Origin of the sequence: Ensifer sp. Root31 (assembly GCF_001424825.1) — a bacterium.
GTDB classification, from domain to species: domain Bacteria; phylum Pseudomonadota; class Alphaproteobacteria; order Rhizobiales; family Rhizobiaceae; genus Ensifer; species Ensifer canadensis.
The window spans coordinates 25,634-40,631 of sequence record NZ_LMCO01000032.1 but is presented as its reverse complement, the minus strand read 5'-3'; the positions used below and the strand labels follow the sequence as shown (position 1 = coordinate 40,631).

The window sequence follows — 14,998 nt, the reverse complement described above, 5'->3', positions numbered from 1 at the left end:
TTTCAGTTGATGCTGTCCGCAAAATGGCAGGCCACCTTGTGGCGTGGTGCTATGAAGCGGAATTCGGGTTCGGCGGTGCGGCACAGATCCGCCGCCAATGGGCATCGGGTGTGGAACCGACAGCCGGAAGGAATGTTGCTGGGGCTCGGCAGATCACCGCCAAGCGGGGCGGCGTGGCGCGGGCGCGATGGATCGGGCACCGCCTCCATCAAAGCACGCGTATAGGGATGGCGCGGATCGGACCACAGCGTCTCGTTGTCTGCGCTTTCGACGATCCTGCCGAGATACATGACCATCACCCGGTCGCAGAAGTAGCGCACCACTGAAAGGTCGTGGCTGATGAAGATGTAGGAAAGGCCGAATTCCTTCTTCATCTCGACCAGAAGATTGAGGATCTGTGCCTGGATCGAGAGGTCGAGGGCCGAGACAGGTTCGTCACAGACGATCAGCTCCGGATTGAGCAACAGCGCGCGGGCGATGCCGATCCTTTGTCGCTGGCCGCCGGAAAACTCGTGCGGATATCGGTTGATGGCATCGGCCGGCAACCCGACTTTCGATACGATGCCGGCGACGATCCGCCGTCGCTCCATGCTCCCGCCTGCCTTGTGCACCACCAGCGGCGCTTCGAGAATTTCACCGATCGTGTGGCGCGGATTGAGCGACGCGAACGGATCCTGGAAAATCATCTGGATCGACTTGCGCACGCTCCTCAATCGCCGCTGGTCGATGAGCGTGATGTCCTCGCCTTTGAATTCGATCCGCCCCTCGGTCGGATCAACCAGCCGAAGAAGAGTTTTGCCGAGGGTCGACTTGCCGCAGCCGCTTTCACCCACCAGCCCCACCGTCTCCCCGCGCTCGACGCGAAGATCGACGCCATCGACAGAGCGCAGAAGCCCATCACGGCTCTGGTAGTGGGTCTTGAGGTCAGTGGCTGAGAGCAAGGGCATCGGGCACGGCCTTGATGGACGAGGTGAAGGGGCAGGCAACGAGGCGATCGGGTGCCGGGGCGGTCAAGGGCGGGATATGGTGGCCGCAGCTCGCCCACGCCTGGGCGCAGCGCGGCCTGAAGGGACAGCCCGCCTCGCCCACCGCCGAGACGATCGATCCTGGAATTTCGGTCAAAGCGCCGTTGCGATAGTGGAAATCGTTCTTCAACCGCGGCGAAGCGGCAAGCAGCCCGCGCGTGTAGGGGTGCAGCGGATCCTTGAAGAGGTCTGCCGGCAGTGCCTGCTCCACCTTACGGCCTGCATACATCACCACTACCCTGTCGGCCCATTGCGCAACCACACCCAGATCATGAGTGATGAGCACAACGGCCATCTGTAGCTCGCGCCTGAGCGTGTCGAGCAGATCGAGCACTTGCGCCTGGATCGTGACGTCAAGGGCGGTGGTCGGCTCGTCGGCGATCAGTAGCTTCGGCCGACAGGCGACCGCCATCGCGATCATCACCCTCTGGCGCATGCCGCCGGACAGCTGGTGCGGATAGTCGTCGACCCGTTTGTCGGCTCCCGGAATACGGACCAGCTGCAGGAGTTCGATAGCGCGCGCCCGCGCCGCTTTTCCCGAAAGCCTTTCGTGAACCTTCAGCACTTCGCCGATCTGACCGCCAATCGTCATCACCGGATTGAGGCTGGTCATCGGTTCCTGAAAGATCATGGCGATCTCGCGCCCGCGCAGGCGCCGCATCTCGCGCGCATCGAGTGCCAGCAGGTCGCGGTCGCCGAACGTGATACGGCCGCTCGTCACCCTTGCCGCGCGCGGCAGCAGCTGCATCAAAGCCAGCGCGGTCAGGGATTTTCCGGATCCGGATTCCCCGACGATCGCAAGCGTCTCGCCCTGAGCAACCTCGAAGGAGAGGTTGCGAACCGGTTCTGCACGTGGGAAGCCGATGGTGAGGTTTTCGACCCGAAGCAAGGGAGCCATCGTCAACGATCCTGCGAAAAGCGGGGATTGAGGGCGTCGTTCAATCCGTCACCGATGAGGTTGAGCGCCAGCACCGTGAAGACAATCGCAAGCCCAGGCAGTGCCGTCAGATACCAGGCGGTTCTGACCAGCTCTCGGCCGGTCCCGATCATCGAGCCCCAACTGACCACATTCGGATCGCCGAGCCCCATGAAGGACAATGCCGATTCCATCAGGATGGCGGTCGCGACCATGACCGACGACGTGACGATGATCGGCGGCAAGGCGTTCGGCAGGATCTCGCGGAAAATGATGCGGGCATGGCCGAAGCCAAGGCTGCGGGCAGCCATGACGAAGTCCTTCTCGCGGATTGCGCGGAACTCGGCGCGGGTCAACCGTGCCACGGTCGGCCAGGAGATGACGGCGATCGCAAGCGTCACGGTGGTCGCCGAGGGCTGGGCGATCGCCACCAGGACGACAAGAAGGACAAAGCTCGGCAGCGTCTGGAAGATCTCAACGAGCCTGACGAGAATATCGTCGACCCAGCCGCCGAAATAGCCGGCAACTGCGCCAACCAGAACGCCGAACGTCAGCCCGAGTGCGGTCGCCGTCAGCCCGACAAACAGCGAGATGCGCGAGCCGTGCAGGATGCCTGATAGCACGTCGCGTCCCAGCGAATCCGTTCCGAGAGGAAAGGCCGGATCCTGTCCCGGCCACAGGAACGGCCGCCCCACCATCGAAAGCGGGTCGTCGGGGAAAAACACGGGCGCCAGAAGCGCGACGGCGATGACGAGGCCGAGAAAGCCAGTACCGAACAGCGCGTTCGGATTGGCGAAGAAGACCCTCATGGCGCGTCGCCCATTGGTAATTGCGATCGTCGCACTTTGCTGGGAGCGCGCGTCCGGCGCCTTCACGTTGGACCAGGCCGGGCCCTCCGTCGGCGCAACCCCGGCAGGCTGCTCATTTTCTGTCGCAGGCGCATAGGTGGCGCCTGGAATATTGCGGAGTGCTCCGACACCGGTCGAGGACATCAGCGTGCTCCAATTCGAGGATCGAGCCAGGCGTGAACGAGGTCCACGGCAGCGTTTGCGATGATGACGAGAAGCGAGGACAACAGGAGGATGCCGAGCAGCACCGTGAAATCACGGCCCATGACCGCTTCGAAGGCGAGCCTGCCGAGCCCCGGCCAGCTGTAAACCGTCTCGACCACGACGGCACCGCCAAGCATGCCGCCGATGTGCATGCCGGCCATGGTGGTGATCGGGATCAGGGCATTGCGCAGCACATGCCTGGCAGTAACGCCGAACGGCGTCAGTCCCTTGGCATAGGCGGTGCGGACGAAATCCTGGTTTTTGACTTCGAGCATGGAGGCCCGCGTCAGCCTGGCATAGATCGCCACGTAGAAAAGCGCGAGCGACGTCGCCGGCAGCACCATATAGCGCGCCGTGTCGAGCAGTGCCGGCCAGCCTGTGAGCCGCGAGCCGATGGTGCCTGAGCCGCCGCTTGGCAGCCAGCCGAGTTTGACCGAGAAGAAGACGATCAGCATCAGGCCGATCCAGAAGCTCGGGATCGAGTAGAACAGCAATGAGAAGACCGAGAGCAGCCGATCGGGAAGACGTCCGGCAAATGTCGCCATCAAGGATCCTAGAACGACGCCGAGGAAGATCGCGATGACGAGCGCCACCGCCATCAGAGTCAAGGTGCCCGGTAGGCGCTGGGCGATCAGGTCGGCGACTGGCATGCCGTAGCGCGGCGAAAATCCCAGACTGAAATGCGCGAGATTGTTGAGGTATGTCGCCAGTTGCTCCAGCACCGGGCTGTCCAGCCCGAAGCGGGCCCTGAGTGCTGCCACGCTTTCCTCGGTTGCCGAACCCGCCTCGCCGGCAAGCACGTCGGCAGCATCTCCCGGCGCCAGCTGCAGCAGGAAGAAGTTGAGGATGATGATCCCGAGCAGCGTCGGAATTGCCTGGACCAGCGTGCGTCGCAGCGTTCTGACAATTCTGACCAAAGCCGGCATGCCTGTCGTCTCTCACTTGAAAATTCGCACAAGGCGAAACGTGTCGTCGGCCCCGGATTTCCCACGCCGATGATTTTATTGTTGACTAACTCTATAGGCTTTGTCAAACGTGTTTTGGTAAATTCGACCCGACAACGGCGATCTGCGAGAACCAGTTTTCCATACAGCTCTCAAAAGACACTGATTTCGGTGGATTATTCTCAAAATGCGAACCGCTCGGCAACAGCTCACTACAAAGCGCGCCCTGAGCGGAAAAGGCTTCCTGATATCATCTTGAGGACGGCAGAGGATCCATGACGCGCAAGAACACTATCTCACAAATCTGGTATACCCGCTGCCCGGTCCCGACCCCGGTCGGCCTTGCGACCCAGCTGGGTCTGCTCGACGAAGCCTTTGCCAGCGAGGGCATCACCCTCAACTCCATCATCGACAGCAAGGACCGGACGATCCGGTCCAGCCACTTCAACCATCATCTGGATTACTCGTTTCGCCACGGCGGCAACGTCCCGCCAATCCGCGCCCGTTCGGAAGGAAATCCGACGCGGCTCGTCGGCATTACCTGGACCGATGAGTTCCAGGCCATCATCACCTTGCCGGCAACGGGCATCAAGACGACGCGGGAACTTGTCGGCCGTCGCTTCGGCATTGCCCGGCGCCCTCCCGGCATCGTCGACTTCATGGCGGCTACCGCTCTGAAGGGCCTTGTCTCTGCTTTGTCGCTCGAAGAGCTGACGCATACGGATGTCGAAATCGTCGACATCCCGCTTGAAGATACCGTGCTCGACAATCGAGACGGACCTCAGCTCTACGGCCTGCGCAACCGGCAGGCCTATGGCCCTGAAATCGCAGCGCTCCTTCGCGGCGATGTCGATGCAATCTATGTCAAGGGCACGCCCGGCATCAGCGTCGCCAACCTTTTTGCCACCCATACCGTGACCGAGTTCGGTTTCCACCCCGACCCCAAAATCCGCATCAATTCAGGCTCACCACGCATCCTGACGGTCGACGAGCGGCTGGCAGAGGACCGGCCCGATCTGGTGACAAAGCTGATCGAGACCCTCAAGCGCGCAAGCGCCTGGGCCGAAGCGCATCCGGATGACGTGCGCCGCTTCGTTGCCCGCGAAGTCGGCGCATCCGAAGAGGTCGTCGCCGCCGCCAACGGCCCGGACCTGCATCGCCATCTTGGGATCGGTCTCGAGCCTGAGCTGGTGGACGCGATCGGTCACTACAAGGACTTCCTGCACGAGTGGGGCTTCCTTGCCCAGAACTTCGACATCGAAGCCTGGGTTGATCGTCGTCCCTGGGCCGATCTCGAAACACGCGCCGTTGCCTGACCGGAGAAGCCGATGACCGCCGCAACTGAAATCGAGTTGGCGATTGAAAGGGCCGAGGACTTGGGAAAGCGCTTTGCGCTGACCGCCCGGCATTATGACGAAACCGGCGAATTTCCCTTCGCCAATTTCGATGCGCTTCACGAAGCCGGGCTGCTCGGCCTCGTGACCGCGACGGAGCAAGGCGGTCTGGGCGGCGGATTGACCGAAGCGCTCTCGGTCGTCTCGGCGATTGCCCGCGGCGAGCCGTCCACAGCGCTCGTTCTCTCGATGCATTACAACCAGCATTATTCGCTGCGCACCTCGGGCAAATGGCCGGAGCATCTTGTCGAACGGGTGATCAAGGCCAACCGCGAGGGCGTGGCGCTGATCAATGCTGCGCAGGTCGAACCGCGTGTCGGATCTCCGTCACACGGCTCTTTACCGGAGACCATCGCGCGCCGGGTCGGCGATCACTGGCGGATTACTGGCCACAAGACCTATGCGACTGGCATTCCGCTGTTGCGTTGGGTCGCCGTGCTCGCCGTCACCGACGAGCCGGTGCCGCGCCTCGGGTCGTTTCTCGTGCCGACGTCCGCCGACGGCATTCGCGTCGAAAAGACCTGGAACGCCACCGGCATGCGCGCCACCAACAGCGACGATCTGATCCTCGACGACGTCGCCGTTCCGGTGGAGGATGTGCTTGATATAGCGCCCGCGAGCGAAGGCCTGAAACGCGACGAACGCATGGGCGCCTGGTACTTCAGCCTTGTGCCAGCGATCTACGACGGTGCTGCGCGCGGCGCCCGCGACTGGCTGATCGAGTTCACCACCACGCGGGCACCCACAAGCCTCGGCGCACCGCTCTCCACCGTGCCGCGCATCCAGGACGGGCTCGGCCAGATCGAGGTCCTGCTGACGGTCAATCGCCGGCTGCTCCGGTCTATTGCCGAGGATTTCGACGCCGGTCGGCCATTCGGCCCGGATGCGGCGGCGGTCAAGCACACCGTCATCGAGAATGCGATCGCCGCAACCACGCTTGCACTGGAACTCGGCGGCAATCCCGGCATCAGCCGCGACAACCCGCTGGAGCGTCACCACCGCGATGCGCTGTCCGGCAAGGCCCATGCGCCGCAGAACAACCTGATCCGCACGATGCTCGCCAAGGCGGCACTCAGCCGGCACGCCGCTGCCCCGGCGCTGCCGCTGGAGCCGGTGCCGGTTCGCACCCATCAACAACCCCGCCTTGCCGTTGTCGGCCGCAGCTAGGAGCCTCGCGATGTCATCACTCAATTCCGTCTGGTACACCCGTTGCCCGGCCCCCACGCCCCTGTCGATCGCCCACCAACTCGGCTGGGTCGATCGGCAGTTCGAAGCCACCGGTGTCGCGGTTCGATCGATCCGCGACAGCAAGGATCAGACCGTCCGCGAGAGCCATTTCACCCATACGCTGGACCACTCGTTCCGCCAGGGTGGCAACATCCCGCCCCTTTGGGCACGATCGGGCGGACGGCAGACCCGAGTGGTCGGCATTACGACCACGGACGAATTCCAGGCGATCATCGCGCTTCCCGGCTCAGGCATCGCCAAAGGCTCGGATCTGAAGGGCCGGCGCATCGGGGTGCCGCGCAAACCGAATGAAGCCATCGTCGACTTCCAGCGCGCCACCGCGTTGAAAGGCATCGTGTCCGCATTGGAGCTTGAGGGGCTCACCCATCGCGATGTCGAACTGGTCTATCTCGACAGCAGCGAGGCAAACCTGATCGAAAGGGGCAATGCCGCGTTTCTCGGGTTGAAGCGCCGCTATCCCTACGGCGACGAGCTTCTGGCGCTGGCGGGCGGCAAGATCGATGCCTTCTTCGTCAAGGGTGCCGAAGGTTTGGTGCTAGCCAATCAGATCGGCGCCGTCGTCGTCTCGGAATTCGGCTTCCACTCTGATGCAAAGATCCGCATCAACAACGGTACGCCGAGGCCCTTGACCGTCGACCTCAAATTTCTCGACGAGCATTTCGACCTTGTCACGGGCCTTGTCGCAACGGTCGCACGTGTTGCCGAATGGGCGGAGGCGAACCCGAATGAAGCGGTGCGCTTCATCGCCAATGAAATCGGCGTGGGCGAAGACGCGATCCGGGCTGCGAATGGTCCGGATGTCCACAGCCATCTCAAGCTGACACTCGACGATGAGCAGTTGGCTGCCTTCGACCACTTCAAACGCTTCCTGCTCGAATGGGGCTTCCTTCCGGCCGACTTCGACGTGTTTGGCTGGATCGATCACCGGCCGCTGGAGGCCGCATCACGGCGGGCGGCCGCATGAGCAAAGCAGCAGTTCCTGTCACCGGTGCGACAACCATCATCGCCGGCGCCACCGGCAAGCTCGGCCAGCTCATCGTTCGGAGGCTGGCCGCTCTGAAACAACCGGTTCGCATCCTTACGCGCCGGCCCGATGCCGCACGCCGCCTGTTTGGCGAAAGCGTACAGATTGCCGTCGGCGACTTCGGCGATCGTACTTCGCTCGATACCGCGGTACGCGGCGCCGGACGGCTCCTGCTCCTGTCGCCCATCAGCGCCAGGCTCGTCACCGATCAGATCAGCGCAGCCGATGCCGCCTTAGCGGCCGGCGGCCGGCGCATCGTCAAGATCTCAGGTTCCGACTGGACCATCGACCCGCCCGGTCATTCCATCTCCGGCGATGCCCACGCCGCTGTCGAGCGGCACCTCAACAGTCTTGCACTGGATACCGTTTCGCTTCGACCGAATGCTTGGATGCAGGTCTCGCTCGCCAACGCCGTCCGCCAGGCAATCGCTACCGATACGGTGGCAGCGGCCAATCCCGACGCCGGTGTCGGCTACATCGATGCACGAGATATCGCCGATGTCGCCGTCGATCAGCTTCTCGCCGACACCGTCACTGGGCGAACACTCAATCTCACCGGTCCTGACATCGTCAGCGCGCGCCAGCTCGCCGATCTGCTCTCGACGACTTTGAAGCGGCGGTTTGCCGTCGTCGAGAAGCCCCCTTTGGCGGCATCAGGCGATGCCGACTTCGAACACCGTGCCATAGCGCAATTCGCGAAGTTGATCGCTGCCGGTCGTGCGGCCACGACGACCGATGTCGTGAAATCGCTGCTGGGCCGACCACCGCGCAGTGTCGCAGCCTTCATCTCCGAACATGCAGCCGCAGAGGCAGCGCTCAGCGAGTAACAGTCATGAGCATCTCTTTTGTTGACATCGCCATTATTGGCGGGGGCCCAGGCGGCCTTGCGCTGGCCCAGGGTCTGAAGAAGAACGGCATCGATGCCGCCGTGTTCGAACGCGATCCGGGCCGGGCCGACTACGTGCAAGGCTTTCGCATGCGTATCCGCCAGCGTGGCATCGACGCACTTCAGGCCAATCTGCCGACGCATCTCTTCCAGGTCTTTCTGGACACGCTCGGGTTTGCCCCGACCGAGAACCTGATCCTCGACGAGGGCTTCGAGCGTCTCGATAATGCCGGGCTCGAAAGTCGGGAGACCGAGGACACGCATATCGAAAAGTCTGTGAGCAGGATCACGCTGCGGCAGATCCTTCTTTCCGGGCTGAAGGGTAGGTTCCATACGGGCAAACGCTTCGAGCGCTATGAACCGCTCCCAGACGGCACGGTTATCGCGCGTTTTGCTGACGGCTCGACTGTCCGCGCCAACCTTCTGGTCGGTGCCGACGGTGCGGGGTCGGCCGTTCGCCGCCAACTGCTGCCGGATCTGAAGAGCATCGATACCGGCGTGCGGCGCCTGGCGGGCAAGATCAGCCTTAAAGCGGCTGCAAACCATGGCATCTCACCGCTTCTTACCGAGTTCAACACCAATATCCGCCCGAGCGACGGCCGTGGCCTGATGATCACCAGCCACCGGGTCGATCCAGCCGCCTATGCCCGGCACGATTTCATTGGCGCCGAAGACCCCGATCATCGCAACATCCCCGGTTTCCATTTCAACAACACCACCAGCTACACCTGGTGGAACACCGCTTACGATACGGACGAACTGGGACCGGACGAACTCCTTGAAACGCTCGATGGCGCCGGCCTGCTGCAAGCGCTACTTCAACGTATCGGCCATTGGGACGAGCGCATCCTGAAGCTCATCCTCCACAGCGATCCGTCGACGGTCGCCTTCCTCAAGGTCAAAAGCTCGACGCCCGGCGCGAAATGGCAACCCGGCCCGGTCACGCTGCTCGGCGATGCGATCCACGCGATGACCTATTTCCGCGCTCTCGGCGGCAACACCGCGCTCTACGACACCGGTCTGCTGGTTCGCGAGCTGGTCGCTGCGCGGCGCCATGGCAAGCCGCTGATCGCAGCCGTTCATGACTATGAGAACGCTATGCGGGAACACGGCTACGAGGCCGTCCGCTCCTCGCTCTCAGCCATGCAACGCAATGTCGGGGCAAACCGGCCGCTAAAGTCGGTGCCCGCACTCTAATCCCAGGAAAGTTCTGATCATGTCCATCGTCGTCTTCGGCGCCTCCGGAAACATCGGCAGCAATATCCGCAGGGAGGCGCTGTCGCGTGGCCGTCGTGTGACAGCCGTCACCCGGTCTACCGACATCGAACCCGAAGAGCGCCTCACCCTGCGCAAGGCCGATATCGCCGACGCGATCGCGGTCGCAAGCATCGTCAAAGGACACGATGCCGTCATCAGTGCCTATAGCCCAGGTTTGCGCCGTCATTCCGCAGAAGAGGCCGCGGAACTGATCCGAGATGCCCACGCGGCGCTATTTGTCGGCGTGAAGCAAGCGGGCGTCCGCCGCATCATCATCGTCGGCGGCGTGGGCAGCCTGGAGGCGAGCCCCGGTGTCGACGTTGTCGACAGCGACTTTTATCCCGTCGAACACAAAGCCCATACGTTGCGCAACCGCGAGATCCTGCGCAGCTTGAAGCGCGGCGAACACGATCTCGACTGGACCTATGTCTCTCCGCCGCTTTCGATCAAGGCCTGCGAGAGAACCGGCACCTACAGGCTTGGCGAAGACTGGCTGTTGCGCGACGAAGCGGGCGAAAGTCGCATTTCGGAGGCCGACTTCGCCATCGCCATTCTCGATGAGCTGGACCAAGGACAGTTCATCCGCCGCCGTTTCACCGCAGCCTATTGAAGGACAGTGATTGGCATGTCCCGCAAGACGCGCAAGCTCAACCTCAATGTCGGCATCAACACGACAGGCTATTTGCCGGCCGCCTGGAAATACCGCACTGGCGACCGTCACGACATCTACGATCCGGACTATTACCGCCGCCTGACCGAGCTCGCGCACAGGGGGCTGTTCGACGCCGTGTTCTTCTCCGACCATCCGGCGATGATGACCGACCCGAACAGCCGGCCGTTCCACACGATCGACCCGCTGATCCTTTGTACGGCCCTGGCGGCACAGGTGCCCGACATCGGCTTCGTGGCGACGATGTCGTCCACCTACAACTCACCCTACAATCTGGCTCGCCGCACCCAGTCGACGGATATCACTTCCGGCGGCCGGCTGATCATCAACATCGTCTCGTCCTTTAACCCGAATGTCGCCGCCAATTTCGGCTCGGCACCCCTGCCACCGCGCAACGAGCGCTACGCCAAGGCTTCCGAGTTTCTCGATGTCGCCAAGAAACTCTGGGCAAGCTGGGATCCTGCCCGCGAGGGCAGCGTCCCCGACGATCGGTTCTGGGACGCGGCAAGCGCCCAGGCGATCGACCACGAAGGCGACCATTTCAGCGTCAGGGGACCGCTCAATGTGCCGCGCGGCCCTCAGGGTCACCCGGTAATCGCGCAGGCAGGGGCATCGGAGGGCGGGATTGATCTCGCCGCGCGCCATGGCGAAATTATCTACTGCAATATCCTCTCCCGCGCCGCCGGCCGGGCATTCGGCGCGAAAGTCAGAGGTCGCGCTGCCGCCCTTGGCCGTGATCCGGCCGGCATCCGCATCGTGCCCGGGCTCGTGGTCATCCTCGGTGAGACAAGAAAGGAGGCGTTGCGCAAGCATGAACTGTTCAGCGGCGCCGGCTCTGAAGACGGGCTGATCGCGAGGTTTGCCAAGGAGAACGGTATCAATCCTGACGGCTTTGACCCGGATGCCGTTCTCGATGCCGAACGCTTCGTCCCCGATCCCAACCGGCTTCAGGCGGTGGGCATGGGCCTCGGGCTCTCGGACCTGCTGAAACACGAGAAGCTTACGGCAAGACAAGTCGTGCGCCGCTCGGAGGGCCATCACGGTCTGCTGCTCGGCACGCCGGAGGAGGTCTCCGAAGCCATCATTGATCTTTGGGCTGACGGAACCGTGGATGGCTATACATTGCAGCCACCACGCGCGCCTGACGATATCGAGGAGTTCATCGACAAGGTCGTGCCCATCCTGCAGGATCGCGGCGTCTACCGCACTCGTTATGAAGAGCGAACGGTCCGCGAGCGTTATGGCCTCCCCTACCCCGAATAAAAGCGCTCGACAGAACACGAACGATGAACGAGTACCGAGTTTCACATGCGTTCTCGACCGAGCGCAGACTCTTGCAAAGATCGACCGCGGCTGATGCCAGCGGGAGAGTTATAACGTTATAACTTCGACCAGCTATAATGTTTTCGCAACGCAGCCGATACGCATGCCGGCTGATTTCCGACCAAGCACAGAGTTTAATGAGATAGCCGGCACCGACAGTGAGGCAAAATTGCCCAAAAGCGGATCTTGCGGGAGGCACTACCGGTGGTCCCGCAGTCGTCGAGTAGAAAACGACGCTTGGGTTAACTACGTGGCATCGTCGTAAGCGCGACGGTATTCCTGGATGGTGTGCAGATTATCACGGACCCAAAAGTTGAACCCTTCAAGGGCGCGCAAAGCCCCGCCGCCCATCTCGGTCAGCTCATATTCGACACGCGGCGGCACTTCGGGAAAATAATGGCGCACAACGAGGCCGTTACGCTCCAGATTGCGCAGTGTAAGCGTCAACATCCGCTGGGTGACGCCATCAACCTCTTTCTTAAGGGCTGAGAAGCGGAGCCGATGCTCCTTCGCGAGCGAAAGGCGCCAAAGGACTTGAACAGTCCATTTGTCGCCCAGCAGCGTGCACACCCCGTTTGCCGGGATAGGTCTGAACAGCCGATTACCCTCTGATCCTTGCAGCGCATCGGCATGGAGTTGTTTGTTCAAGGGTATCATCCTTGTGCCTGACGCTGAAAAATGTGCCGTCTTCCAGCGGTTTTCCATTCGTATATATCGATGACCCTTGTTGTTCAACACGAGGGTTTTCAATGACCAATGGCAAACAGCCAATTTTTGTTTTCGGCGCCACCGGACGGCAGGGAGGATCTGTTGCCAAAGCCTTATTGAAGGCGGAATGGCCTGTTCGCGCGCTCGTTTTGAATTCCACTGATGCCGCGTCTTTAGAGCTGGGGATTGCAGGCGTCGATATTGTGCAGGGCGCCTTCGAAGACACGGACGTGATCCGCGCAGCTATGAAAGACACCTATGGTGTTTTCAGCGTACTGCCGGCCAACTTAGCGGCAGAAGACGAAGTCCGCTACGGTATCTCAATTGCTGATCTGGCAGCCGAAATCGGTGTCGACCATCTCGTTTATTCTTCAGGCGCTAGCGTTGGGGATGAACTGACAGGTGTCGCGCGTTTCGATGCCAAGCCTCGCATCGAAGCGCACGTTCGAGAACTCCGCATCACCACGACCATCATCCGGCCGATGATCTTCATGGAGATGCTCGTACGACCTGGTTTCGGTTTGGATGAAGGACGGTTGGTATCCCTGATCAGACCGGATCATTCAATCCAGCTTACCGCGGTGGAGGACATCGGCAAATTCGTTGCTGCGGTGTTTGCCGACAAGACCCGCTTCGGCGGCATGACTTTGAAGATCGCAAGCGACCGCGTGACCGGGCACGAGCTTGAAGCCGCCCTTACCGAAGGCGCCGGTCGTCCAATCGCCTACGCACGCTTTTCCGATGACGTTCTCGCGGCGAATGCGGACCTCGCGCACATGGCGAAGAGCTTGGAGGATGGCCCGCTTGCAGAACGTGTCGATCTGAACGCCATGCGTGAGATCAACCCGGAGCTACTCTCTTTCCGGTCTTGGCTTGCCGGGAACGGACGCAGGGCACTCGATGAAGCCTTGAGGACAACCAACACGCTGGCGTGACTCCGGCTTTATTCACACGGGGTCTAATAGCGCGCGAGCAGGAAACCACCAACACTCGCTGTTCCTGATCGCTCTGACACGCCGAGCTGCCGCGTGGCCGAAAGCCGGCATATAAGCCGCCGAACGCGTCGGCGTGTCGCAGTCGCGGCGGATGCTAGCAGTTGCGGCCTTGACGAGGCCGCGCGTCCCAATCGTCTGCGGCTACGGCGCAAGCCGAGTTCGATGCACGTCGCCCGGTCGAGATGCCGGTGGCGATCGACGACACGCTCCCGACGCTTCGGCGGAAGCTGCCATGATAAACGGGCAAGAAATCCCTGGCATCAAACCTAGGGCGCGCTTATCTATGGCTTGCGACCCAAGGAATGGTTGTTTGGGAGCAATTTCGATGCTGGCGTTGACGACCGCTATCGTCGTCATGAAAAGGTGGCGCAACTAGCCAAGCGAAAATTCCTTGCCGGGACTGAGGGGAATCCGAATGGATGCATGGGGCGATACCAGAATGGGCAGAGCGATCAGACAACACGATTGGTCGCTAACCCCACTCGGCCCCATCCGCGAATGGCCAGTTTCCCTCAGAACAATCGTCGAAATGATCCTCGGCTCTGAGTTCCCCCAGGCGATCGTCTGGGGTCCTGACTTCACCACGATTCACAACGACGCATTCCTACCGATCCTCGGTGCGAAACCGCCCGCTCTCGGCAGGTCGTTCGCGGACGTGTGGTCGGAAGCTTGGGACCGTATAGGGCCGATTGCAGAAAAGGCTTATGCCGGGGAAGCGACGTACATCGAGAATTACCCGCTGACGATCAATCGTGATGGCTTCGACGAATTAGCTTTTTTCACGTTCTGCTACGCGCCGCTTCGCGATGATGATGGGAAAATCGCTGGTCTGATCGACACGGTTACAGAGACAACGGCTACTGTGCGCGCAAGAGAGACTGAACTCGTCCTGCGCCGGGAGTTGCTGCACCGCGTTAAGAATACGATGGCCATCGTGAACGCGGTGGTCAGTGCATCTTTGAGAAATGCCAACAGCCTTGATCACGCGCGAGAAACCATCACCAGCCGGATCAGCACTCTGGTCAAGGCGCAGGACCTCTTATCAGAAGAGGACGGCGCGCAGATCGCCGAGGTGATTTCACAAGCCATCGCTCCGCACATCGACCGTCCGGATCGAATAACCATGTCTGGTCCAGACCTTCAGCTGTCAGCACAGCAAGCCACAGGCATTTCACTGGCAATCTACGAGCTAGCGACGAATGCGGTGAAGTACGGTTCGCTTTCTACCGATGAAGGTCACGTCGAAGTCGTCTGGTCGACCGACGGGGATAAAGGGTTCTTTTTTACCTGGCGCGAGGCTGGCGGACCTAGAGTATGCGCGCCGCAGAGAACCGGGTTTGGCTCGATACTCGCGAACAAGATCGTTGCCACGTATTTTTTTGGGGAAGCGAAGTCCTCGTATAATCCCGAAGGTCTCCATTTTCAGTTGACTGGATCATTGTTGGGCGCTGAGAACGCGTAAACAATATCCTCGTGGATCGCCAGCGCTGGGTCGCCGACCCGTCGTTGCCAGTCGAAACCCTTCCAAGCGCAAAGCTCGTTATCTCGGGTCAGCA

At 61.5% G+C, this 14,998-nt stretch carries 14 protein-coding genes; 9 read left to right on the top strand and 5 right to left on the bottom strand.

Features of this window, described 5'->3' with window-relative positions; translation table 11 throughout:
- Positions 1–2: 2 nt before the first annotated feature.
- From ASD00_RS24360 to ASD00_RS24345, 4 genes are read right to left on the bottom strand one after another with little or no spacing between them, the layout of a single operon-like run.
- The gene (locus ASD00_RS24360) at positions 3–947 is read right to left on the bottom strand and encodes an oligopeptide/dipeptide ABC transporter ATP-binding protein (protein ID WP_057209642.1); all 945 of its coding nucleotides are present in this window, start codon (positions 945–947) and stop codon (positions 3–5) included.
- Positions 925–1,923, bottom strand: a complete 999-nt coding sequence (locus tag ASD00_RS24355; RefSeq protein WP_057209640.1) for an ABC transporter ATP-binding protein — start codon at positions 1,921–1,923, stop codon at positions 925–927. Before ASD00_RS24355 ends, ASD00_RS24360 begins: the two co-directional genes overlap by 23 nt.
- A gap of 2 nt (positions 1,924–1,925) precedes the next feature.
- The gene (locus ASD00_RS24350; RefSeq protein ID WP_057209639.1) at positions 1,926–2,933 is read right to left on the bottom strand and encodes an ABC transporter permease; all 1,008 of its coding nucleotides are present in this window, start codon (positions 2,931–2,933) and stop codon (positions 1,926–1,928) included.
- Positions 2,933–3,919, bottom strand: coding sequence for an ABC transporter permease (locus tag ASD00_RS24345; RefSeq protein WP_057209638.1), 987 nt, complete (start codon positions 3,917–3,919; stop codon positions 2,933–2,935). Before ASD00_RS24345 ends, ASD00_RS24350 begins: the two co-directional genes overlap by 1 nt.
- A gap of 293 nt (positions 3,920–4,212) precedes the next feature.
- Between ASD00_RS24345 and ASD00_RS24340 the strand changes: the two genes are divergently transcribed.
- Genes ASD00_RS24340 through ASD00_RS24310 form a run of 7 tightly spaced genes read left to right on the top strand, consistent with a single transcriptional unit; the run spans position 4,213 to position 11,679 of the window.
- A complete protein-coding gene (locus ASD00_RS24340; RefSeq protein ID WP_057209637.1) occupies positions 4,213–5,253 on the top strand; it encodes an ABC transporter substrate-binding protein in 1,041 nt (346 codons plus the stop codon).
- Positions 5,254–5,265: 12 nt separating this feature from the next.
- Positions 5,266–6,498, top strand: a complete 1,233-nt coding sequence (locus ASD00_RS24335) for an acyl-CoA dehydrogenase family protein (protein ID WP_057209636.1) — start codon at positions 5,266–5,268, stop codon at positions 6,496–6,498.
- Between the two features lie 10 nt (positions 6,499–6,508).
- On the top strand, positions 6,509–7,543 hold the full coding sequence (locus ASD00_RS24330) for an ABC transporter substrate-binding protein (protein ID WP_057209634.1): 1,035 nt from the start codon (positions 6,509–6,511) through the stop codon (positions 7,541–7,543).
- On the top strand, positions 7,540–8,430 hold the full coding sequence (locus ASD00_RS24325) for an NmrA family NAD(P)-binding protein (protein ID WP_057209632.1): 891 nt from the start codon (positions 7,540–7,542) through the stop codon (positions 8,428–8,430). Before ASD00_RS24330 ends, ASD00_RS24325 begins: the two co-directional genes overlap by 4 nt.
- A 5-nt stretch (positions 8,431–8,435) precedes the next feature.
- Positions 8,436–9,686, top strand: a complete 1,251-nt coding sequence (locus ASD00_RS24320) for an NAD(P)/FAD-dependent oxidoreductase (protein WP_057209628.1) — start codon at positions 8,436–8,438, stop codon at positions 9,684–9,686.
- A gap of 19 nt (positions 9,687–9,705) precedes the next feature.
- A complete protein-coding gene (locus ASD00_RS24315) occupies positions 9,706–10,356 on the top strand; it encodes an NAD(P)-dependent oxidoreductase (protein ID WP_057209624.1) in 651 nt (216 codons plus the stop codon).
- A gap of 15 nt (positions 10,357–10,371) precedes the next feature.
- Complete coding sequence (locus tag ASD00_RS24310) at positions 10,372–11,679, top strand: NtaA/DmoA family FMN-dependent monooxygenase (RefSeq protein ID WP_057209622.1); 1,308 nt, start codon at positions 10,372–10,374, stop codon at positions 11,677–11,679.
- Between the two features lie 306 nt (positions 11,680–11,985).
- Here the strand turns inward: ASD00_RS24310 and ASD00_RS24305 are convergent, their stop codons facing one another.
- Positions 11,986–12,396, bottom strand: coding sequence for a helix-turn-helix domain-containing protein (locus ASD00_RS24305; RefSeq protein WP_057209619.1), 411 nt, complete (start codon positions 12,394–12,396; stop codon positions 11,986–11,988).
- A gap of 92 nt (positions 12,397–12,488) precedes the next feature.
- Between ASD00_RS24305 and ASD00_RS24300 the strand changes: the two genes are divergently transcribed.
- A complete protein-coding gene (locus tag ASD00_RS24300; protein WP_057209617.1) occupies positions 12,489–13,382 on the top strand; it encodes an NmrA/HSCARG family protein in 894 nt (297 codons plus the stop codon).
- 475 nt (positions 13,383–13,857) lie between these two features.
- Positions 13,858–14,904 carry a PAS domain-containing sensor histidine kinase gene (locus ASD00_RS24295; protein WP_063963344.1) on the top strand — a complete coding sequence of 349 codons (1,047 nt, stop codon included), beginning with the start codon at positions 13,858–13,860 and terminating at the stop codon, positions 14,902–14,904.
- Positions 14,905–14,998: the final 94 nt, after the last annotated feature.